Genomic DNA, 22167 nt, shown 5'->3' on the forward strand with positions numbered 1-22167 from the left:
AAACACAGTAAAACCCGTCACCTTGCATCTTGCCCTATTGATATTCCCATGCTGAGAGTCCTGGAAAATCCCCTGTACTATCTGGACAATTTCCAGGATGTGCTGAGCTGGATAGCCACACGCTATGCCGACCTGCTGAGCGTTGAAGAAACGCAATTCATCGCCCAGTTCGGCGCATTGCCGCTGCCCTCGCGCGCCCTGTTCGTGCGCCTCGTCATGCGCAAGGGCTGTTTGTTTCGCGCCAGCAAACTCAATTACCCTGAAATCGGCGACACGCGCGCCGCCGCCCTGCCCCTGCTGGCGACGGGCTGGGTGGTGGCCGATCCCGTCATCTCGCTCGAAGAACTGTTCGACCTGCTGCTGAAGGCGGAAATCGCCCAGGCCTTCGACCTCGCCGCGCCCTTGAGGGTGGCGCGCAAGGCCGAGCAGCTGGAGGCATTGCGCGAACAGCATGCGGACGATCAAGCGTTCTCCGCGTGGTATCCGGCCTGCACCGACGTGCTGTACCGCATCGGCATGCAGCCCCTGTGCGACCGCCTGCGCCTGATTTACTTTGGCAACTATCACCAGGACTGGTCGGAATTCGTGCTGTCAGACCTGGGCGTGTACCAATACGAAAAAGTGGAATTCTCGCCGCAGTCGCGCGGTTTTCGCACGCGCCAGGATATCGAGCACTATGAAGTGCTGCACCAGTGCCGCGAACGCTACAACGACAGCGCGCCGGCCGACGAAGTGTTGCGGGAACTGGCCGCGCTGCCTTTGCCGCCCGAGAATACCTGGCTGGCCAGCCGGCGCGACAAGCTGACCTTCCAGATCGCCCAGCACCTGGAAAAATGCCAGGACTGGCCCGCCGCCTACCGCGCCTATGCCGACTGCCGCTATCCGGGCGCGCGCGGCCGCGCCATCCGCGTGCTGGAAAAAGATGAGCAGCCGCAAGCGGCCTACGACAGGCTGACCATCGCCCTGGCGGCGCCGGAAAGCGAGGCGGAACAGCAATTGCTGCTGCGCATGGCGCCCCGTCTGCGACGCAAGCTGGGCCATGCCAAGCAGGCGGCCAGCGCGGCGGCAAGCGTGGAACGCATCGACCTGCTGCTGCCGCATCCGGAACAGGCCTGCTATGTGGAAGGCGTCGTGAGGCAGTACCTGAGCCACGACGAGGCGCCCGTGTATTACGTGGAAAACACCTTGATCAATTCGCTGTTCGGCCTGCTGTGCTGGCCCGCCATCTTCAAGGCCATCCCCGGTGCCTTCTTCCACCCGTTCCACCGTGGCCCCGCCGACTTGCACAGCGCCGACTTTTACCTGCGCCGCAGCGGCGATTTTTCCGCCTGCCTGGCGCGGCTGGACGACGGCAGCTACCAGGCAAGCATCCGCGCCACCCTGGCCGCCAAGCATGGCATCGCCTCGCCCTTCGTCAGCTGGGAGGTGCTGGGCGATGGCTTGCTGGACCTGGCGCTGGCCTGCATCCCGGCCGCGCACCTGAAAAAAGCGTTTGAACGCATCTTGCTCGACATCAAAAGCAACCGCAGCGGCTTCCCCGACCTGATCCAGTTCTGGCCGCAGGAGCAGCGCTACCGCATGATCGAAGTCAAGGGGCCGGGCGACCGCCTGCAAGACAACCAGCTGCGCTGGATCGCCTATTGCGCCCGGCACGCCATGCCCGTCAGCGTGTGCTACCTGCAATGGCAGGCGGCGGCATGAGCGGCAACACGTACACGATCGCCGTGCGCGCCCTGTGCGAGTTTACGGCCAAGGTGGGCGACCTGGACTTGCGCTTCACGCCTTCGCCCACGGCGCAGGAAGGCATGGCGGGCCACGCCACCGTCACGGGCCGACGCGACGATGATTACCAGCGCGAAATCAGCCTGTCCGGCAACTTCGGACCCTTGCACGTGCGGGGCCGCGCCGATGGCTACGACCCGGCGCGGCGCCAGCTGGAAGAAATCAAGACATACCGGGGCGACCTGGACGCCATGCCTGCCAACCACCGCCAGCTGCACTGGGCGCAGGCGCGCATCTATGGCCACTTGCTGTGCCAGCAGCTGAACCTGCCCATGCTGCGCGTGGCGCTCGTGTATTTCGATATCGCGAGCCAGAAGGAAACGCTCATGCACGAGGAATGCACGGCCGGGGCGCTGCGTACCTTCTTCGAGCAGCATTGCGCGCTGTTCCTCGACTGGGCCGAACAGGAAATGGCGCACCGCGCCAGCCGCGACGCGCAGCTCACCAGCATGGCCTTCCCCCATGCGCACTTTCGCCCGGGACAGCGCCAGCTGGCCGAGGCCATGTACAAGGCCAGCAGCCGTGGCTGCGGCTTGCTGGCGCAGGCGCCGACCGGTATCGGCAAGACGGTGGGCAGCCTGTTCCCGATGCTGAAAGCGACGGCCGCGCATGGCCTGGATAAACTGTTTTTCCTGGCCGCCAAGGTTCCGGGCCGCCAGATGGCGCTCGACGCCTGCGCCATCCTGAAGGATAGCGCCCCGCTGCTGCCCTTGCGCGTGCTGGAACTGAGCGCCAAGAGCAGCGCCTGCGAGCATCCTGACAAGGCCTGCCACGGCGAAGCGTGTCCGCTGGCCAAGGGTTTTTACAACCGTTTGCCGCTGGCGCGCGAAGTGGCGCTGGCCAGCGGTTTGATACTCGACAAGGAAGCCGTGCGCGCCATCGCCTTGCAGCAGGGCATCTGCCCGTATTACCTGGGCATGGAACTGGCGCGCTGGAGCGATGTCGTGATCGGCGACTACAACTATTATTTCGACCTCAGCGCCATGCTGTACGGCATGACCCTGGCCCACGACTGGAAGGTCAACGTGCTGGTCGACGAGGCGCACAATATGGTCTCTCGCGCACGCAGCATGTACTCGGCCGAGCTGCAGCAGATCAATCTGAAAATACTGCGCAAGTTCGCGCCCGAGGCACTGAAAAAGCCGCTGGACCGCCTCGCGCGCCAGTGGACGGCTTTGCTGAAAGAACAGGACGGCGACTACCACGTGCATGCGGCCTTGCCCGAGAAATTCTTTGGCGCCCTGCAAGGCGTGGCCACGGCCATCGGCGACTACATGGCCGAGCACGCCACTTCCCTGGACGAAGACTTGCAGCGCTTCTATTTCGACGTGCTGCTGATCAACCGCCTGGCGGAAAGCTTCGCCGAACATTCGCTGTTCGATGTCAGCAAAACGGAGACGGGTTCCACCGTCTGCATCCGCAACATCGTCCCCGCGCCGTTCCTGAAGGAACGCTTCGCGGCCAGCCACAGCACGGCCCTGTTTTCCGCCACCCTGAGTCCGTGGAATTACTACAGCGATACCCTGGGCATGCCGGCCGACACGGCCTGGGTCGACGTGGAATCGCCGTTCCAGGCGGAACAATTGTCCGTGCGCGTGGCCGATAATATTTCCACGCGCTACCAGCATCGGGCCGCCTCGCTGCTGCCCATCGCCCAGCTGATGGCGCGCCAGTACGGGGAAACGCCGGGCAATTACCTGGCCTTTTTCAGCAGCTTCGACTACATGGAAAAGACGGCCCACTTGTTCGCCCAACATTATCCGGACGTGCCCCTCTGGCAGCAGCCGCGCCGTATGGATGACGCTGCGCGCAGCCAGTTCCTCGGGCGCTTCGGCCTGGAGACGCGCGGCATCGGCTTTGCCGTGCTCGGTGGCGCGTTTGGCGAAGGCATCGACTTGCCGGGCGCGCGCCTGATCGGCGCCTTCATCGCCACCCTCGGTTTGCCGCAGATCAACCCCGTCAACGAACAGATCCGCCAGCGCATGGGCGACATCTTCGGCGCCGGCTACGACTACACGTATCTGTACCCGGGCATGCAGAAAGTGGTGCAGGCGGCCGGCCGGGTCATCCGCACGCAGTCGGACAAGGGCGTCGTCTACCTGATCGACGACCGCTTTTCGCGCCCGGAAATCCGGCAACTCTTGCCCACGTGGTGGGATGTGCAGCTAGCCAACTAAAACCTTGAGCTTCTGGTAGCCCGCCTTGCTCACGGGTATCCTCGTATCGTCGCGCAGGATGGCCACGTGGCTGTCTTTCGTTGCCGCCTCGATGCGGCGGATGCCGTCGATGTTGAGCAGATACGACCGGTGCACGCGCAGGAACTTGGCGGGATCGAGCTGGGTTTCCAGCTCCGACAGTCGCTGGCTTTTCAGGTAGGACTTGCCTTCCGAACGGATGCTGATGTAATCGTCCTGCGCTTCGATGTAGTCGATGCGCGCGCTGGCGATGACGTGGACTTTGGCACCGTCGCGTATCAGCACGCGGTCGAGCGGCGCGGCGCGCGTGGCCGCCTCGCGCGCCGCCGCCTGCACAGCTTCAGGCGCACTGCGGTGGGCGCGGGCATGGGCCAGCGCCTGCTCGAAGCGCTGCTCGCTGAACGGTTTCAGCAGGTAATCGAGCGCATGGCATTCGAAGGCCTTCAAGGCGTACTGGTCGTAGGCCGTGACAAAGATCAGGCGCGTCTTTGCGCCTATCAGTTCCGCCACTTCGAAGCCGTCCAGGCGCGGCATCTGGATGTCGAGGAACACCAGCTCCGGCTCCAGTTCCGCGATGGCCTTGACGGCCTCGAAGCCGTTGGCGCATTCGGCCACGACCTCGATATCGTCGTGGCGCGCCAGGTATTCGCGCAGCACGCCGCGCGCCAGCAGTTCATCGTCGACGATGGCTACGCGCATTTTTGCCTGCATCATTCTTCCTCCATATCGCCGGTCTGCGCCGGCATCGATATCGTCACGTCAAACGTCGCGCCGCGCCGCGCCCAGTGCACGCCGGCTTCGTGGCCATAGGCGCCGGCCAGGCGCTGTCGCACGTTTTCCAGGCCCACGCCATTGCCGCGCGCCGGTGCCTGATCCGCCTCCACCGGATTGCTCACGCGAATGTGCAGCAGGCTGCCCGCGCGCCGCGCCTCGATGGTGATGAGGCCGCCCTCCGTCAAGTCGCAAATGCCATGCTTGACAGCATTTTCCACCAGCGGCTGTATCAGCATGGGCGGCAGCAGGCACGCCAGCGCGGCGGCATCGATGCTTTCCGCCACTTGCAGGCGCGCGCCAAAGCGCACCTGCTCGATGGCGAGGAAGTGCCGGATCAGCACCAGCTCTTCCTGCAAGGCGATTTTCTTGTGCGCTTCCAGGCTCAGGCTCTGGCGAAAGAAGCTGGCCAGTTGCAAGGTCATCTGGCGCGCGCCCGCCGCATTGATCGACGTCAAGGCACTGATGGAATTCAAGCTGTTGAACAGGAAATGCGGGTCGATCTGCGTGCGCAGCATGCGCAATTGGGCTTCCTGGGCCATCAGTTGCGCTTCCAGTCCCCGTTGCTCGGCCGTCTTGGCGCGCACGAATTCCAGCAGCAGATAATGCACGGCAGCCACCAGGCAATACAGCAGCACGCCCACGCCAAAGAACAGGGCCAGCAGCGACTGGCTCAGGTTCACGCCCAACCAGCGTACGTCCAGCAACAGGCTGACGCTGTTCAGGAACTGCAGCAGGGTTGCCCACAGCAAGCCAGCGAACAGGGCCGCCACGCCCATCACGCCGGCGATGGCGGCCGGATGGCGGGCATTCAGGGGATAGGCGCGGCACAGGTAAAAGGCGGAAAAGCCCGTGCCGATCGCATACACGAGCGTGGCGGGCACGACCAGCAGGGCCGCATTCAGCCACGGCGCCTGTGCCACCCTGGCGAGCATGACCGCCAGGGCCAGGCCCAGCGCCAGACAGACGAGGAACAGCGCCACGGCGCCGCGCCGCTTCGACAATGGCCCGGACATGCGCGCCTAGTTGCGGATTTCCAGGCCGCCCATGATGGCGTAGCCCGTCACATACAAACGCTTGTCCTTGTTCGGCGGCACGATGGTCTTTTCTTCGAAACCGCCGAGGATGGGCGTGCCCTGCAGCACGACGCTCCAGTCAGGCGGAATCTTGATGGTGATGCCGCCGCACAGGGCAAACACGTTGAGCACGGCTTCACCCTCGATCGAGGCCTGGCGCAAATCGATTTCGCAGCCCGCCATAATGACGTTGATGTCGCCCCCCTTGAAGCGCTGCGACGACACGCGCCGCACATAGCCGCCCAGGATGGCCGTCACCTCGATGATGCTGTCGTCGTCGGCATGTCCCTCAGCGCCAGCACCGGGCGCTGCCGTATCGGCTTGCTTGTCGAGCGAAACGGCGCCATTCCTGGCCTGGCCAAACGCATCGCCCGGCGCCGTGCCGTCCTGTTGCGCGCCAAAGCGCCGGCGGCGCAGCCGCTGCTGCGAACCGGGCAAGGACTTCGAAACCACGGCCACACCCACGCCGATGATCAGCAAGGGCCACAGCACGTCCCAGTTCATGTAGAAGATGCCCATGTGCTTGAGGGTCCAGGCCACGCCCAGGAAAACCAGCATGCCGCCAAGCAAATAGCCATTCGCGCTGCGGCTTTGCGACAGCTTCAGCAGGCCGAAGACGATGAATGCCGTGGGCCAGAAGCGGAAGGTGTAGCGGACATTGATGAAGCCCAGGTTATCGAGCAGGAACAGCAGGCCCAGCCCGATGACGATGACGCCCAGCACGATCTGCGATGGCGAATGCAGCGGCGGTTTATTTTTCATGCTCGGACTCCCGGTAGGCAATAAAGTGTTTGTTCAGCAGCGGTTCCAGCACCAGCCCCACGCCCCAGGCAATCAGCAGGGCTGGCCAGCTATTGTAGAAATTCAAGTTCCACAGCTCTTCATACGAGACATACCACCAGGCGGCAAAGAAGATCAGCCACAGGCCGCTCAACACCTGCTTGGCGGACACGGGCGCGACCAGCTTGTTGAGGCCGAAGGCAACCATGATCAATGGCCAATAATGCCATAGTGAATAGTAATCGTGGAGGATGATCACATCGAGCCGGTCCAGCAGGATGACGGCGCCGATGGCGATCAGCAGCACGCCCCACAGCAGCTGGGTACGCCGGCAATACGCTTGTTCTGGTTTCACGATATCCCCTTGTTGTTGGTTAATCGTAAAGATACGCGCCATGGGCGCACGGCGACAGCCTTGTTCGGCGAATGGCGGATACGGGGAGGTGGATGGCGAAACGGCACGCAACAAAACGACGGGCGAAAAAAAAGACCGGCAAGCGCCGGCCTTGAAGGGGTTGATGCAGTACACGACTTACGGCGCCGATGGGCATTCCCTGGCGGGGCGGCCCATGCAAGGCAAAATCTGGTGCCGATCCTTGAGGCGACCGGCTGACCTGCAGGAAGATCGAACATGCCGCCAACTTCACGGCAGTGCGTCTCAACCAGGCAAAGTCATCATACCCCTGTTCACGCAAATGCACCGTTCGCTAGCGCACACAGCATCTGTCTTGCTGAGTTGCATCAATCCTGCCGGCAATCAGTGGGGCGGATTCAGCATGTCATGCTTGATCCACTCCAGCACGCCTGGCCCCTGCGGCTGCCAGCCCAGCAGCTTGCGCGCCCGTTCGCCGCGCACGCGGCTGTTCGAGCCGAGGCCATAGGAAGCCATCTCGTAGCCCCATTCGGCGATCGCTTCCGGCAGCGGCCAGTCCTGCGCAGGTCCCAGTTGCAATGCACCGGCGATGGCGGCCGTCATGTCGCGGAAGGCCGCTTCGCCCGACTCGACAAAGTAAAAGGTGCCGGCAGGCGATTTTTCGAGCGCCAGCAAGTACAGGCTGACAACGTCGTCGATGTGCACATTGGACCAGATATTGTGGCCCGGCCCCACGTGGCGCACGATGCCGCTCTTGCGCGCCTGTTTCAGCAAACGCGGCAGCTGCACGCTGTCGCGCGGCAAGGCGCCGTGGCCATAGATCAGGGTATTGCACAGTACGCTGGCACGCACGCCCTTGTCGGCGCTGGCCAATACCAGGTCGTCGATGGCGACCCTGGCCGCCTTGTCGGCCGTCGGCGCCGGCAGCTTGTCTTCATAATAAATCTGCTCCGTGCCCTCGCCGCCCGAGGCATCGCCCACGATGGACGAGCCGCTGGTGTGCAGGAAAGGCTTGTTGCTGCCGGCCAGCGCTTCAATGATGGCTTCCACGGCCCCCTTGTGGTCGCTGCTGGCCGCATTGATGACGGCGTCGGCCGCCCTCGCCTGCCCGATGATGAGTTCACGGTTGTCCAGGGTACCGACGATACCCTCCACCCCGATGCTGGCCAGCTCGGCCACCTGCTCCGGTTTACGCACGAGGCCCGTGACCTGGTGGCCGGCGCGCACCAGGCCCGCCGCGATGGAACTGCCGATGAAACCTGCCGCGCCTGTCAAGAAAATCTTCATGCCGTGGACGCCAAACAAAACCTGCTGCGCGTCGCGCTTTGCGGCCTGCGATGCTCACCGTGCTCTAGCACGGTTGCGCTTCTTAGCCACAAATCATCGCCGCTCGCTACGGTTTTGTTAGGCGTCGTTCCTCCTTTGTAAGTTCAGATCGATTGTGATCAGTCCGACAAAGTATGCGCCGTTTCCGCCTTCGCAAAAAGCAGCTGCGCAGCAAAAGATCTATGACTTCGACGCAACAATCTTCTGGTTGAGCTGCAGGGCGGCGATGTAGCGGCTCTGGTAGGCGGGATCTTCCGGCGTCAGCAAGGTCAGCCTGTCGCGCGCGCGCGTGGCGGCCACATAGAAGCGGTTTTCCTCTTCCAGCGGGTCGGTCTTGCTGCGTGGGAATTCATCGACGGCCAGGTAAGGCAAGATCACGTGGCTGTATTCCAGGCCTTTGATCTGATCGATGCAGGCGATGACCAGCTGCGCCTTGCCGCTGGTGATGGCAACGGCCTCTTCCATCTCGCCCAGCCAGCCGGCAAAACCGCCCAGCGCCACACCCGCCTCGCGGCAGACATCGATGAAACCGTGCAGGGAACGGGCCACGACCCGCGCCTGGGCCGGGTCGACATAAATGCGGCGCGCCGTCTGTTCCAGCTGCATCAGGCCAAAGATATGCTGCAGGGCGTCACCGGCCAGCGCGTCGGGCGGCAACGCGCGCAGGTAGTCGACGGCCGCCTGCGTCAGGGCCGCCTTGGCCTGGTTGTGGGACTTGGCCAGCTGGTTGGTCAGGAAGCCTTCCAGCAAGTCCGGGTAATTGGCGACGTCGGCCTTGGCTTGCTGCAGCTCCGTGCGGGTAAACGGGATTTCCGCGAAGGCCACCAGGGCTTCGAGGATGTCGCCGCGGCGCGGGCCGCTCTTGATCGCGTGCAAATCCTTGCGGGCGATGGCGACCATGCCGCGCAGCATCAGCACTTCCTGGCTCAGCAGATAGCTGTTCATGTCCACCAGGCCATACGCGATACCGCTCTGGAACAGCGCCGTTTCCACGCGGATAGCCTGGTCACGGTCGCGCAGCAAAATCGCCGTGGTGCCCGCATGCGCGTGCTCAAGGGCGGCGATCAGCTGTGCGCTGCAGGCCTGCGCCTGCGTATGCGCGTATTGCAGCACCTCGATGTGGGTGGCGCGCGACAGGGCCGAGACGCTGGCCTTGTTCTTCAGCACGCCGACGGCGTGCGCCAGTTGCGGACCATAGCGGTAGGACGCCGTCAGCGGCAGGCGCTGCAAGGTGGGGAATTCCTGCTCGAAACGCTGGCGCAAAAAGCGGTGATCGGCGCCCGACCACGTGTAGATGACCTGATCCTTGTCGCCGGCGCCACAGAAAAAGGCGTTGCCACGGCGGATCAGCATGGTCAGCAGGCGGAACGACGCTTCGTTCAAATCGTGCAATTCATCGGCCACGATGATCTGGAAGGCGGGCAACTGCTGGCGCAGCGGTTCGTCGCCGTCAAGCATGCGCACCAGGTCGTAGGTGGCGTCGAACGGCGCACGGAACTGGATATCGCCCGTGTCGGCGCCGCGCAAGCCTTCGTATTCGCGCAGCCACAGATAATGCGTGCGCGACATGCCCAGCAACTCAAGATTATCTTCCAGGGAATTGCTTTCGAAGTCCGGATGCTGGAAATCCATGCGCGCCTTGGTGCGCAGTTGCAACTTCAGGAATTCGGCGATCGCCGCATTCGTCGTATTGATTTCCAGCGCATAGCGGTGTGCATATTTCTCGGACACGACTTCGAGCGCTTCCCACGCCACGGGACGCAGTTCTTCGTCGCTGCGCATGGCGGCCACCTGCACGCGCTCCATCTGCAGCAGCACCTTGGCGGCAAAGGCGTCGAAGGTGTCGATCGTCAGGCGCTTGACGACACCGAGCGGCACGCCCACTTCCAGCAGGCGCTGGCGCAGGGCCACGCGTGCCGCTTCCGTAAACACCAGCGCCAGCATGCGTTCGGGCGCGCGGCCCCGGTGCAGGGCTTCGGCCAGGCGCAGGGCCAGGGTCGTCGTCTTGGCGGCGCCGGCATTGGCGTCGATCAGCACCACCTTCTTTTGCGCCGTCTGGATGGCGACCTGTTCCGGCGTGGGCGTGATGCGTTTGGGAATGAACTGCGGGGCGTTATCTGTACTCAAAAGTATTCCTGAAATGATGGGCGAATGCCTGGTCCCCGGGCATTACCAGGCGCAGGTGCGCATGCCCGTGAAGCCATCGACCCGCTGCGGCGCCTGGAAGGCGCGCATGCGCGCCGAGCGCAAGCGCAGCGGCGTGGCGAACGCGGCGCCGCGCAGCGCCTGGTGCTGCATGAAATACGGCGCCGAATATTCACGCCAGGCATCGGGGGCAAAGCCCGGATACGGCTCGAACGGCGTCGCCGTCCATTCCCATACGTGTCCCCACTGGAACACCGGATGCCCGGACAGCGCAGCATACTCCCATTCCGCCTCGCTCGCCAGGCGGCGCCCGGCCCAGGCGCAATACGCCTGCGCTTCATACAGGTTGATGTGCCGCACGGCTTCGTGCAGCGGCAAGGTCATGCGCTGGCCAAAGCGCATGGTGCGCCACTGCATGCCGTCGCGCAGCCAGTACAGCGGCGACGAACGCTCCTGCTGCATCAGCCAGGCGCTGCCGGCCGCGCTCCAGAACTGGCGGTTCTGGTAGCCGCCGTCCGACACGAAATCGGCGAACTGGGCATTCGACACGGGCACGGCATCGATGGTAAACGGCGGCACATAACACGCGTGTGGCGGGCATTCATTGTCGAAGGCAAAACCCCCGTCGCGGCGCGAACCCAGCTCGATGCTACCGCCCGGAAAGGAAATCTCGCCTGCCGCCAGCGGCAAGGAAGGGCTTGCCGGCTGCGCCTCGGGGCCTTTCAGGCCCAGCCATTGCAGGCCGGCCAGCAACTGCTCGCCGCACAGGTCTTCATGCGCCAGCGCCAGCCGGTACGGCGCCAGGGCGCTGTCGACATTGGCTTCGCGCGACAGCTTGTCCAGCACCCGGTCCAGGACTTCGTGGCAATACGTCTTGACGGCGCCGGGGCTGGGCAAGTCCAGCGACCAGCGCGCACGGTGATCGACCATGTTCGCATCGAACAAATCGTCGCCGCGCGTCAGCAGCGAATTGTAGACGGCGTCCGCCGGGTGGCTGGAGGGAGCTTCGCGCAGGATGTACCACTCGGCAAACCAGGCGATATTGCCCAGTTGCCACAGCGGCGGGCTGAGTTGAGGATGGTGCGGCATGCCGGCCACCACGTCGAGGCCCGCATACGTGTAGCAGTCGAACAGGGACAGGGTGGCCTGGCGCGCGGCCAGCAGCGATTGCGCCAGTTGCTGCGCGCCTGCATGGCGAAAGGAAGCGTTGATTAAAGTCATGGCCTGATTGTAACGACTTTTGCCAACATTGCACTAGTCGCTGTGGCACACAGGGGACGCTTCCCCTGTGCCATTTACTTGACCAGCAATTCGCCTTGCAGCGGCGTGATGACGGATTTGGGCAGGCTGGCGATGAAGCTGCTGCCCTTGTCGGCAACGGACTGGATGGCCAGGGTCCCGCCGTGGCGCAGCAGCACGTGCTTGACGATGGCCAGGCCCAGGCCCGTGCCCTGGGTTTCGCGCGAACGGCTCTTGTCGACGCGGTAAAAGCGTTCCGTCAGGCGGGCGATATGCTCGGGGCTGATGCCGATGCCCGTATCCTGCGCGATGAATTGCGGACCGGCCGCGCCATCCTGCCAGCGCAGGGTGATGGCGCCGCCAGCCGGCGTGTAGCGCACGGCATTCGACGCCAGGTTGCCAAACGCACTGTAGAGCTCATCGTAGCTGCCCAGCACGTCGGGGCCATTGCATTCCATGGTCACTTCGTGCTTGCCGGCCGACAGCCCCTTGGCATCGCGCAAGACCTGCTGCATGAGCTTTTTGACATCCACCGGTTCGGGGCGCAGCGGATAGTCGACCGATTCCAGGCGCGACAGGGTCAGCATGTCTTCGATCAGGTGCTGCATGCGGTGGCCCTGCTCCGTCATCAGCTTGAGGTGGGCGGCGCGCGTGGCGGCGTCCAGGTCCAGCTCGGCGGAAGCGATTTCCAGGAAGCCGACGATCACCGTCAGCGGCGTGCGCAGCTCGTGCGAGGCATTGGCGATGAAGTCGCGGCGCATCATCTCGATGCGTTCCGTTTCCGTCACGTCGTGCGTGACGAGAATCTGGCGGCGGTTCTCGAACGGGATGATCTGCACGATCAGCTTGCGGTTGCGGAAGGTGATCGTCAAGGGCTGGTCGTAGCGGCCCAGGATGATGTAATCCATGAACTCGGGACTGCGGATCAGGTTGGTAACGCGCATGCCCTTGTCGCGTTCGTGCGTCAGGCCCAGGTGTTTCTCGGCGGCCGGATTGCACCATTCGAGGAACAGTACGTCATCCATGATGACGACGCCGTCTGGGAGCAGGTGCATGGCCTGGCGGAAACGCGCCAGCCACTCCGTCAGCTCGGCCTGGTTTTTCTCGTCGTCGCGGCGCATGCGGTACAGGCGCGCGAAAATGCTGGTCCAGGCCCCCCAGCCATCGGGCAGCTTGGCGCTTTGCGGATTGTCCAGCCAGTTACTCAGCTGGAACAGATACGACAGCTGCACGAACACCATCATGGCCATCAGCACGAAGGCAATGCCCAGCGCGTACGTGGCGCCCAGCAGATACCAGACGACACCCACGCCCAGCAGCGCCAGCACCATGCGCAAGGCGGCCGGTACCCAGAACAGCAATTTCGGATTCATAATGGACAGCTTTACTTTTCAGACAACATGTAGCCGACGCTGCGCACCGTCTTGATCAGGCTTTCCGCCTCTTTCAAGGCTTTGCGCAAGCGCAATACGTGGACATCGACCGTGCGTTCCTCGATCACCACATGGTCGCCCCACACCTTGTCGAGCAGCTGGCTGCGCGAAAACACGCGTTCCGGATGGGCCAGCAGGAATTTCAGCAGCTTGTATTCGGCATGGCCGATATCGATCTTCTGTTCATCCATCATGACGGTGCAGCTGACGGGGTCCAGGGCCACGTTGCCGGCGCGCATGGGCGCCTGCGCGTGTTCCGGACTCTTGCGTCGCAACAGGGCCTTGGCACGGGCCAGCAGCTCGCGCGGCGAGAACGGCTTGGTGACATAATCGTCAGCCCCGCTGTTCAGGCCGGCTAGCTTGTCTTCTTCCATGCTCTTGGCGGTGAGCATGATGACGGGGATGGCGGCGAAATTGCGGTCGGCGCGGATGCGTGACAGCAGGCGCAAGCCCGTCTGATCCGGCAGCATCCAGTCCAGCAGGATCAAGTGCGGCGTGCGGTGCTGGATGAATTCCCAGGCATCGGCGACGTTTTGTACAGAACAGCAATTCCAGCCGGATTCGCGCAGCGAATAGGTCACCAGTTCAACGATGGCCGGCTCATCTTCAACAATCAATACCGTGGTTTTATCAGATGCCATAAAGCTTACTCAGGGAGCTCCTCGGAAATGGCGGGAGCAGCCACCTTGGTGTGGCGGATGTCCTTGCCTTCAACCACGTAGATCACGTATTCGGCGATGTTTTTCGCATGATCGCCGATCCGTTCGATGGCCTTGGCCACCCACAGGGTATCGAGCGCCGCCGAAATCGTGCGCGGGTCTTCCATCATAAAAGTAATCAAGTTGCGCATGATAGACCGAAACTCATGGTCGATGATGGCATCTTGTGCAATTAATTGTAATGCCTGCTTGCCATCATTGCGCGCAAACGCGTCCAGCGCGTCGTGCAGCATGTCGGTGGCCGTGTTGGCGATGCCGCGCACCATTTCGTAATGGTTGACGACGGCGTTGCCGCGCTTGTGCAGATTCTTCGCCACGCGGGCGATTTTCGTCGCCTCGTCGCCCACGCGTTCCAGGTCCGTGATCACCTTGATGGTGGCCATGATGGTGCGCAAGTCGTTGGCGGCCGGCTGGCGGCGCACGATCAGATGGCTGCAGGCATCATCGAGCGACACTTCCAGCTGGTTGACGACGTCGTCTTCGCGCATCACGCGGTCGGCGCGCTCCGGGTTGCCAATGCGAAAGCAGGTCATCGCGTCAAGGAACTGGGTTTCAACGATGCCGCCCATGAGCAGCACTTTCGAGCGGATCGCTTCGAGTTCGTTGTCGTATTGCTTGGATGAATGTTCGCCTATCATGCTGTCTCTCCGTATTCAGTTGTCTTGTATGTCGTTATGCGGGGCGGATCAGCCGAAGCGGCCGGTGATGTAATCCTGTGTTTCCTTGCGGGCCGGATTCATGAAGATCTGGTCCGTTTCGCCGAATTCCACCAGTTCGCCCAGGTACATATACGCCGTATAGTCGGAGCAGCGTGCCGCCTGCTGCATATTGTGCGTCACGATGGCGATCGTGTAATCCTGTTTCAGTTCGCTGATCAGCTCTTCCACTTTCGAGGTCGAGATCGGGTCCAGCGCCGACGTTGGCTCGTCCAGCAGCAGCACGTCCGGCTTCACGGCCACGCCGCGCGCGATGCACAAACGCTGCTGCTGGCCGCCCGACAGCGACAGGCCGCTCTTGCTCAGCTTATCCTTCACTTCGCCCCACAGCGCGGCTTTTTTCAGCGCCCATTCGACGCGCTCGTCCATCTCGCCCTTCGACAGGTCTTCATACAGGCGCACGCCGAAGGCGATGTTGTCGTACACGGACATGGGGAATGGCGTCGGCTTCTGGAACACCATGCCGACCTTGGCGCGCAGCATGTTGACGTCCTGGTCGGCGTCGAGCACGTTGCGGCCGCGGTACAGGATCGAGCCTTCCGCGCGCTGGCCCGGATACAGGTCGTACATGCGGTTCAGGGTGCGCAGCAGGGTCGACTTGCCGCAGCCGGACGGGCCGATGAAGGCCGTGACCTTCTTCTCGTGGATGTCCAGGTTGACGTTATGCAGGCTTTGCGTTTTGCCGTAAAAAAAGTTCAGGCCCGAAATCTCGATGGTTTTCTTCTTTGGTGCCAGGTCTTGTGCTGGATTCATTTGCGTATTCATATGGGTTCGCTTCGCTCGGTATCTGTTTAATTAGGGACTTTTTGGCTGAACACGGTGCGCGACAGGATATTCAAGGCAAGCACGCTGAAGGTGATCAGCAGTGCGCCGCCCCAGGCCAGCGAGCGCCAGTTGTCGTACGGGCTCATCGCAAACGAAGCGATGACGGACGGCAAGTTGGCCATCGGTGCATTCATGTTGAAGCTTTGGAACTGGTTATTCAGGGCCGTGAACAGCAGCGGTGCCGTTTCACCGGCGATGCGGGCCAGGGCCAGCAGGACACCGGTGATCACGCCCGCCTTGACGGCGCGCAAGCGCACCAGGGTGGCGACCTTCCAGCGCGGCGCGCCGAGGGCAAACGCGGCTTCCAGCAGACTGTTCGGTACCAAGCGCAGCATATTGTCCGTCGTGCGCACCACCACCGGCACGGCGATCAGCGACAGGGCGATGGCGCCGGCGTAACCGGAGAAGTGTTTCACATGGGCTACGTACAGCGCATACACGAACAGGCCGATGACGATCGATGGCGCCGACAGCATGATGTCCGTCACAAAGCGCGTCACTTGCGCCAGCTTGTTTTCTTCGCCGTATTCGGCCAGGTAGATGCCGGCCAGGATGCCGATCGGGGTGCTGACCACGGTGGCCAGGCCCACCATCAGGGCGCTGCCGACGATGGCGTTGATCAAGCCGCCGCCTTCGCTGCCGGGAGCCGGCGTGGTTTGCGTGAACAGGTCGACCGACAGGGCGCCGAAGCCTTTTACTACCAGGGTGAACAGAATCCACACCAGCACGGCCAGGCCCAGGGCCATGGCGGCTACCGACAGGGCGATGCCGATGCGGTGCATCAGCAGCCGCTTGCGGTAGACAGGATTCATGGCCGGCTTGGCCGGTACGTCGGTGCTGCTAACTTGGCTGAGCTGGCTCATTTCGTGCCTTCCTTGCGGGACATGCCAGCCAGCATCAGCTTGGCGGCGGATAAGACGATAAAGGTGATGACAAACAGGATCAGTGCCAGCGAGAACAGCGACGCCACGTGCAGTTCGGACTGCGCTTCGCCGAATTCATTCGCCAGCAGCGAGGTGATGCTGTTACCGGCGGCGAACAGCGACCACGACAGTTTATTTGCGTTGCCGATGACGAAAGTCACGGCCATGGTCTCGCCCAGCGCGCGGCCCAGGCCGAGCATGACGCCGCCGACGACGCCGGTCTTGGTGTAAGGCAAAACGATCTTGCGCACCACTTCCCAACGCGTGCAGCCCAGGCCGTAGGCCGATTCCTTCAGCACGGCAGGGACGATCTCGAACACGTCGCGCATCACCGAAGCGATGAAGGGGATGATCATGATGGCCAGCACCAGGCCGGCCGTCAGCAGGCCGATGCCCATCATGGGGCCGCTGAACAGCTGGCCGATGACAGGCACGTTGCCCAGGGTGGCTTTCAGGATGGGCTGGACGTGGTCGGCGAACAGGGGCGCGAAAACGAACAGGCCCCAGATGCCGTAGATGATCGATGGCACGCCGGCCAGCAGTTCGACAGCCGTGCCCAGCGGGCGGCGCAGCCAGGCCGGGCAGATTTCTGTCAGGAACAGGGCGATGCCGAAGCTGACGGGAAAGGCGATCAGCAGGGCAATCACAGACGTCACCAGGGTGCCGATGATGGGGATCAGGGCGCCGTACTGGTCATTGACGGGATCCCACTCGGCCGAAACGATGAAATGCAGGCCGAAGGTCTTGAAGGCCGGTATGGATTCCATGATCAGCGAAATGATGATGCCGACCAGCACGATCAGCACCGACAGGGCGAACAGCATCGTCACCTTGTGGAACATGAAGTCCTGGAAGCGCTGCTTGCGCATGGTGGAAAGCATCTGTGCGTGACTGATGGAATCGGTCATGGTGCCGCCTGGCATGGGGATCGTGGAAGAGGTAGATTGTGCGCTCATAGTGTGCCAGATGTGGGTGGTACTGCCGGTGTCGCTGTTTGCAGGTACTGCTGTTGTGAACTCTTGTTTTATTTTTGCTTCTTTAGCCAGGACCGTCTGCAAGGGCTTGCGGGCGGTCCTGGCTAACTCCCTGCCCCGCCGTGCTGCTGGCGGAGGGGCAAGGATTGGTACTTACATGGTCAAGCTATCAGATTAGTAGATGGCTTTGCCCGATGCATCTTTCAGGTTGGCTTTCCACGAGTCCTGCACCAGTTTGATGACCGATGCCGGCATTGGCACGTAGTCCAGTTCAACGGCGGCGGCGCCACCGTTCTTGTAGGCCCAGTCGAAGAATTTCAGGACTTCTTTGGCCTTGGCTGCGTCAGCCTGGACTTTGTGCATCAGGATGAACGACACGCCGGTGATCGGCCAGCTGTTCTTGCCAGCCTGGTCGGTCAGGACCACGCCGAAGCCTGGGGTTTGCGTCCAAGGTGCCGAAGCGGCTGCTGCCTTGAAGTTTTCGTCGTCAGGCTGCAGGAAGTTGCCGTCCTTGTTTTGCAGCTGGGTGTGCGACATATTGTTTTTCTTGGCGTAAGCCCACTCGACGTAGCCGATCGAACCCTTGATACGCTGCACGTTGGCGGCGACGCCTTCGTTACCCTTGCCGCCTACGCCCACGGCCCATTTCACAGCCGAGCCAGCACCGATTTTCGATTTGAATTCCGGGTTGGTTTTCGACAGGAAGTCGGTGAACAGGAAGGACGTGCCCGAACCGTCGGCGCGGTGCACCACGGTGATTTCCGTGTCCGGCAGCTTGACGCCCGTGTTCAGCGCGGCGATCTCTGGCGCGCTCCACTTGGTGATCTTGCCCAGGTAGATATCGGCAACGACCTTGCCCGTCATCTTCAGCTGGCCAGGCTTGACGCCGTCCAGGTTGACGATGGTGACCACGCCGCCCATGATGGCCGGGAATTGCATCAGGCCTGCTTCTTCCAGCTCTTCTGCCTTCAACGGCATGTCCGAGGCGCCGAATTCAACAGTCTTGGCCTTGATTTGCTTGATGCCAGCGCCGGAACCCACGGACTGGTAGTTCAGGCCGTTGCCCGTGTTGGCTTTGTACGTCTCAGCCCATTTGGCGTAGATCGGGTACGGGAAGGTTGCGCCAGCACCTGTCATATCTGCCGCCATGACGGAAGCGGAAGAAAATGCCATCGCTGCCGAAGCACCCACGACGATAAATTTGAACATTTGCTTCATTTGCATATCAAGTCCTCAGGGTTGTTAGGGCACAAAGTCCCGGTTGAATGCTGCGCAGTCTAGCAAGCGAATATGACAGCTTTATGACATGCGCAAAATTTCCTGAAATATTTGCCTACGCCCGGGGAATCGCCATTTGCGGCCTGAAAAATGACAGGGCGGGCGACGCTTTATGACAGCTTATGTCACGCTTACGTCATATTTCATGATTACACTCACAACGCGTCATACATGCTGAAATACGGCTAGAATTAACTATCTGAAAAGACAAAAGAATATGAAACCTGAACTGCACATGGAAGTGACCAAGTCGGGCATCCTGCTGGACCGCGAGCTGTCGCAACTGACTTTCAACCGACGCGTGATGGCCCAGGCGGAAGACCCGAACATTCCACTGCTCGAGCGCCTGCGCTACCTGTGCATCGTCAGCAGCAATATGGATGAATTCTTTGAAGTGCGCGTGGCCAGCCTGCTGGCGGCCGGCAGCATCGGCGGCTCCCTGGCCGGCCACCCTGCCCTGGCGGCCAACCTGGAGCGCATCGGCAAGGAATGCCATGCGCTGGTGGAACGCCAGTACGAGATATTAAATAGCGAAGTCTTGCCGGCCCTGCGCGAAGCGGGCGTGCATTTGCTGCGCGACAGCGACCGCAACGAGGCGCAGCGCGCGTGGGTCAAGCAGTATTTCGACCGCGAAGTGCGGCCTTTGCTGACGCCGATCGGCCTGGACCCGGCCCACCCGTTCCCGCAAGTGGTGAATAAAAGCCTCAATTTCATCGTTTCGCTGAGCGGCAAGGATGCGTTTGGCCGCGGCACGGCGATCGCCATCGTCAAGGCGCCCCGTGTCTTGCCGCGCGTCATCAAGCTGCCGGACGAGATTTCCGGCGATGGCGTGTCCTTCTGTTTATTATCGTCCGTCATCCATGCACACATTTCCGACCTGTTTGCCGGACGCGAAGTCATTGCCTATTCGCAGTTCCGCGTCACGCGCGACAGCGACCTGTGGGTCGACGAGGATGAAGTCAAGAACCTGCGCCAGGCCCTGAAAGGCGAGCTGGTGGGACGCCAGTTCGGCACCTCGGTGCGCCTGGAAGTGGCGCGCAATTGTCCGCCGGAACTGTCGCAGTTCCTGCTCGACCAGTTCAGCCTGGATCAAAGCCGCCTCTACCGCGTCAACGGCCCCGTCAATCTGGTGCGCCTGTCGGAAATGATCGACCACGTCAAGCAGCCGGAACTGCGCTTCCCGCCTTTCTTCCCCGGCCTCGCGCACAAAGCCATCGGCAACGATATCTTTGCCGCGCTGAACAAGCACGACATCCTGCTGCACCACCCCTACCAGTCGTTCCAGACGGTGATCGACTTCGTGCGCAGCGCCGCCTACGATCCGTCCGTCGTCGCCATCAAGCAGACCATCTACCGCACCGGCATGAATTCGGACCTGATGGAATCGTTGATCACGGCGGCGAAGGCTGGCAAGGAAGTGACCGTTATCGTGGAACTGATGGCGCGCTTCGACGAAGAAGCCAATATCAACTGGGCAGACAAGCTGGAGCAGGCGGGCGCGCAAGTCGTGTACGGCGTGGTGGGCTTGAAGACGCACGCCAAGGTCGCGCTCGTCATCCGCCGCGAAGAAGGCGCGCTGCGTTTCTACGCCCACCTGGGCACCGGCAACTATCACCCCACCACAACCAAGCTGTACACGGATTTCGGCTTGCTGACGGCCAACCAGGACCTGGCCGTGGAAGTGAACGAAGTGTTCATCCACCTGACCAGCCTGACCAAGCCGCATAATCTGAACCATCTGTGGCTGGCGCCGTTCGGCCTGCAAAGCGAGATCATCAAGGCTATCCGCAACGAGGCGAAGATCGCCCGCGCGGGCCGGCGCGGGCGCATCATCGTGAAGGTCAATGCGCTGGTGGATGAATCCGTGATCCGCGCCCTGTATGCGGCCTCGACCGATGGCGTGAAGATCGACCTGATCGTGCGCGGCGCCTGCACCCTGAAGCCGGGCGTGCCGGGCTTGTCGGAAAACATCAAGGTGCGCTCCGTGATCGGGCGTTTCCTCGAACACAGCCGCATTTACTACTTCCGCAACGACCTGGCGCACGATGTTTACCTGGCCAGCGCCGACTGGATGAGCCGCAACCTGTTCCGCCGGGTGGAAGTGGCCTTCCCTGTGCTTGACCGGGCGCTGAAACGGCGCGTGATCGCCGAGGGCCTGAATCCGTATTTGAAGGATAATACAAATGCATGGGAACTGGAGCCGACGGGCCATTACGCGCGCCGCAAGCCGCGCGGCAAGCAAAGTCCGTTCAGCGCCCAGCAATACCTGATGCAGACCTTGGGCACGCCGGGCGCGGAGGTCGGCGAATAAGGCTATTTCACACTCAACACAGAGGAGTACAGCATGGATCTCATCTTGTGGCGACACGCAGAAGCCGAGCCGGGCGTTCCCGACCTCGAACGCGCACTGACCGTCAAAGGGCAAAAGCAGGCGCGCCGCATGGGTGAGTGGCTCGCCTCGCAACTCCCGGAGAACTGCCGCATCCTCGTCAGCCCCGCCCTGCGCACCCTGCAGACGGCCGAGGCGCTGGGGCGCAAGTTCAAGCTGATGACGGAACTGGCGCCCGGCGCCGAAGCGGAAGACATCCTCAAGGCGGCGAACTGGCCCGCCGGCAAGGAAACCGTCCTCATCGTCGGCCACCAGCCCACCCTGGGCCAGGCGGCCGCCCTGCTGCTGACGGGCGAGGAACAGGACTGGGAAATGCGCAAGGCCAGCGCATGGTGGTTTTCCCAGCGCGAGCCAGGCGACCCTGTCAGCGTCTATTTAAAAGCCGTGATGGCGCATGATCTGGTGGTGAAATAAGGGAATGCGCAAGGCCAGCGCAGAATGGACAGGTTCTCCCAGCGCGAGCCAGGCGACCCTGTCAGCGTCTATTTAAAAGCCGTGATGGCGCATGATCTGGTGGTGAAATAAGGAAATGCGCAAGGCCAGCGCAGAATGGACAGGTTCTCCCAGCGCGAGCCAGGCGACGCCGTCAGCGTCTATTTAAAGGCCGTGATGGCGCATGATCTGGTGGTGAAATAAGGAAATGCGTAGTCCATGGGGTCAGACCCGGCGGGTCTGACCCCGGATTGCAACGCGAATCAGGCGCCCCGTGAGCGCCTATGTAAAGGCATGGATTGCGCATGATCTGGTGGTGAAATAAGGTTATGCCCAACATGGGATCACCCGCCGTGGAAATACCTCCCGATGGGACGTATTCCGATCGCGAAGCGACTGACCCCTGGATGCAAATGCGCGAATGATGCGCTGGGACAAATAATGGTGGAATTTACAACAATGCGGCCTTGTAAAGCGCTGCTGATCTGCTAGAGTTTAGTTGCATCAACTACGTGCGGGAGCGCCGCTCCGGCACATTGAGCAACCCAGCGGACAGCCGTCCAACGGCGGCTGAAAGACCATGTTAACCTTCCTCGTTTTCCTCTTCATCGCCATCTTCGCTGCCATCATCGGCTTCGTCGCCTTTGAACTGATCGAAGAAACGCGCGGCAGTCACCACAAGCTGATGGACCGCTACCACGAGTAGCGCTCACCTCGGCAATCTAGCATGGCGCCAGCGACGGCCTACAGGCCCGTCCCTCGCGCCATCCTTGTTTTTACATTCAGCGACT

19 protein-coding genes are annotated in these 22167 nt (G+C 62.1%); 5 read left to right on the forward strand and 14 right to left on the reverse strand.

Translation table 11 applies throughout. From position 1 onward, the window contains the following. Positions 1-48: 48 nt before the first annotated feature. The gene (locus ACQ4WR_RS11105) at positions 49-1701 is read left to right on the forward strand and encodes a VRR-NUC domain-containing protein (RefSeq protein WP_436487258.1); all 1653 of its coding nucleotides are present in this window, start codon (positions 49-51) and stop codon (positions 1699-1701) included. Beyond that, complete coding sequence (locus ACQ4WR_RS11110) at positions 1698-3959, forward strand: ATP-dependent DNA helicase (RefSeq protein WP_436487260.1); 2262 nt, start codon at positions 1698-1700, stop codon at positions 3957-3959. Before ACQ4WR_RS11105 ends, ACQ4WR_RS11110 begins: the two co-directional genes overlap by 4 nt. On the opposite strand, the gene ACQ4WR_RS11115 is transcribed toward ACQ4WR_RS11110, so the two are convergent. The 14 genes from ACQ4WR_RS11115 to pstS form a co-directional block, all read right to left on the reverse strand. Then, complete coding sequence (locus tag ACQ4WR_RS11115; RefSeq protein WP_102293439.1) at positions 3948-4676, reverse strand: LytR/AlgR family response regulator transcription factor; 729 nt, start codon at positions 4674-4676, stop codon at positions 3948-3950. The two genes, ACQ4WR_RS11110 and ACQ4WR_RS11115, sit on opposite strands and share 12 nt — an antisense overlap. 11 nt (positions 4677-4687) lie before the next feature. Continuing rightward, positions 4688-5764 (reverse strand): sensor histidine kinase, encoded by a 1077-nt coding sequence (locus ACQ4WR_RS11120; protein WP_436487261.1) that lies wholly within the window; start codon positions 5762-5764, stop codon positions 4688-4690. Between the two features lie 6 nt (positions 5765-5770). Beyond that, positions 5771-6586, reverse strand: a complete 816-nt coding sequence (locus tag ACQ4WR_RS11125) for a LiaI-LiaF-like domain-containing protein (protein ID WP_436487263.1) — start codon at positions 6584-6586, stop codon at positions 5771-5773. Next, positions 6576-6959: a LiaF transmembrane domain-containing protein gene (locus tag ACQ4WR_RS11130; protein ID WP_102293437.1), complete on the reverse strand. Its 384-nt coding sequence runs from the start codon at positions 6957-6959 to the stop codon at positions 6576-6578. The genes ACQ4WR_RS11125 and ACQ4WR_RS11130 overlap by 11 nt, the downstream gene beginning before the upstream one ends. 402 nt (positions 6960-7361) lie before the next feature. After that, the gene (locus ACQ4WR_RS11135; RefSeq protein WP_436487265.1) at positions 7362-8264 is read right to left on the reverse strand and encodes an NAD-dependent epimerase/dehydratase family protein; all 903 of its coding nucleotides are present in this window, start codon (positions 8262-8264) and stop codon (positions 7362-7364) included. 219 nt (positions 8265-8483) lie between these two features. Then, positions 8484-10430: a UvrD-helicase domain-containing protein gene (locus ACQ4WR_RS11140; RefSeq protein ID WP_436487267.1), complete on the reverse strand. Its 1947-nt coding sequence runs from the start codon at positions 10428-10430 to the stop codon at positions 8484-8486. 42 nt (positions 10431-10472) lie between these two features. Then, positions 10473-11669, reverse strand: a complete 1197-nt coding sequence (gene senA / locus ACQ4WR_RS11145; RefSeq protein WP_436487269.1) for a selenoneine synthase SenA — start codon at positions 11667-11669, stop codon at positions 10473-10475. Positions 11670-11743: 74 nt separating this feature from the next. Continuing rightward, positions 11744-13060: a phosphate regulon sensor histidine kinase PhoR gene (gene phoR / locus ACQ4WR_RS11150; protein ID WP_102293417.1), complete on the reverse strand. Its 1317-nt coding sequence runs from the start codon at positions 13058-13060 to the stop codon at positions 11744-11746. A gap of 11 nt (positions 13061-13071) precedes the next feature. After that, positions 13072-13761, reverse strand: coding sequence for a response regulator (locus ACQ4WR_RS11155; protein ID WP_034755074.1), 690 nt, complete (start codon positions 13759-13761; stop codon positions 13072-13074). A 5-nt stretch (positions 13762-13766) separates the two neighbouring features. After that, positions 13767-14477 (reverse strand): phosphate signaling complex protein PhoU, encoded by a 711-nt coding sequence (phoU, locus tag ACQ4WR_RS11160; protein WP_070218051.1) that lies wholly within the window; start codon positions 14475-14477, stop codon positions 13767-13769. 48 nt (positions 14478-14525) lie between these two features. Continuing rightward, on the reverse strand, positions 14526-15308 hold the full coding sequence (pstB, locus tag ACQ4WR_RS11165) for a phosphate ABC transporter ATP-binding protein PstB (RefSeq protein ID WP_010396817.1): 783 nt from the start codon (positions 15306-15308) through the stop codon (positions 14526-14528). 38 nt (positions 15309-15346) lie between these two features. Next, a complete protein-coding gene (gene pstA, locus ACQ4WR_RS11170) occupies positions 15347-16243 on the reverse strand; it encodes a phosphate ABC transporter permease PstA (RefSeq protein WP_102293416.1) in 897 nt (298 codons plus the stop codon). After that, a complete protein-coding gene (gene pstC / locus ACQ4WR_RS11175) occupies positions 16240-17211 on the reverse strand; it encodes a phosphate ABC transporter permease subunit PstC (RefSeq protein WP_225240714.1) in 972 nt (323 codons plus the stop codon). The genes pstA and pstC overlap by 4 nt, the downstream gene beginning before the upstream one ends. A 240-nt stretch (positions 17212-17451) precedes the next feature. After that, the gene (gene pstS, locus ACQ4WR_RS11180; protein WP_102293415.1) at positions 17452-18501 is read right to left on the reverse strand and encodes a phosphate ABC transporter substrate-binding protein PstS; all 1050 of its coding nucleotides are present in this window, start codon (positions 18499-18501) and stop codon (positions 17452-17454) included. A 271-nt stretch (positions 18502-18772) separates the two neighbouring features. Between pstS and ppk1 the strand changes: the two genes are divergently transcribed. From ppk1 to ACQ4WR_RS11195, 3 genes are all read left to right on the forward strand, one after another. Continuing rightward, positions 18773-20866: a polyphosphate kinase 1 gene (gene ppk1, locus ACQ4WR_RS11185; RefSeq protein WP_102293414.1), complete on the forward strand. Its 2094-nt coding sequence runs from the start codon at positions 18773-18775 to the stop codon at positions 20864-20866. Positions 20867-20899: 33 nt separating this feature from the next. Then, the gene (gene sixA / locus ACQ4WR_RS11190) at positions 20900-21358 is read left to right on the forward strand and encodes a phosphohistidine phosphatase SixA (RefSeq protein ID WP_102293413.1); all 459 of its coding nucleotides are present in this window, start codon (positions 20900-20902) and stop codon (positions 21356-21358) included. A 598-nt stretch (positions 21359-21956) separates the two neighbouring features. Next, entirely contained in the window at positions 21957-22082 is a 126-nt protein-coding gene (locus tag ACQ4WR_RS11195; protein WP_258002836.1) for a hypothetical protein, read from the forward strand. Positions 22083-22167 lie beyond the last annotated feature (85 nt).

Origin of the sequence: Janthinobacterium amylolyticum, assembly GCF_051380655.1 — a bacterium.
Taxonomy (GTDB): domain Bacteria; phylum Pseudomonadota; class Gammaproteobacteria; order Burkholderiales; family Burkholderiaceae_D; genus Janthinobacterium.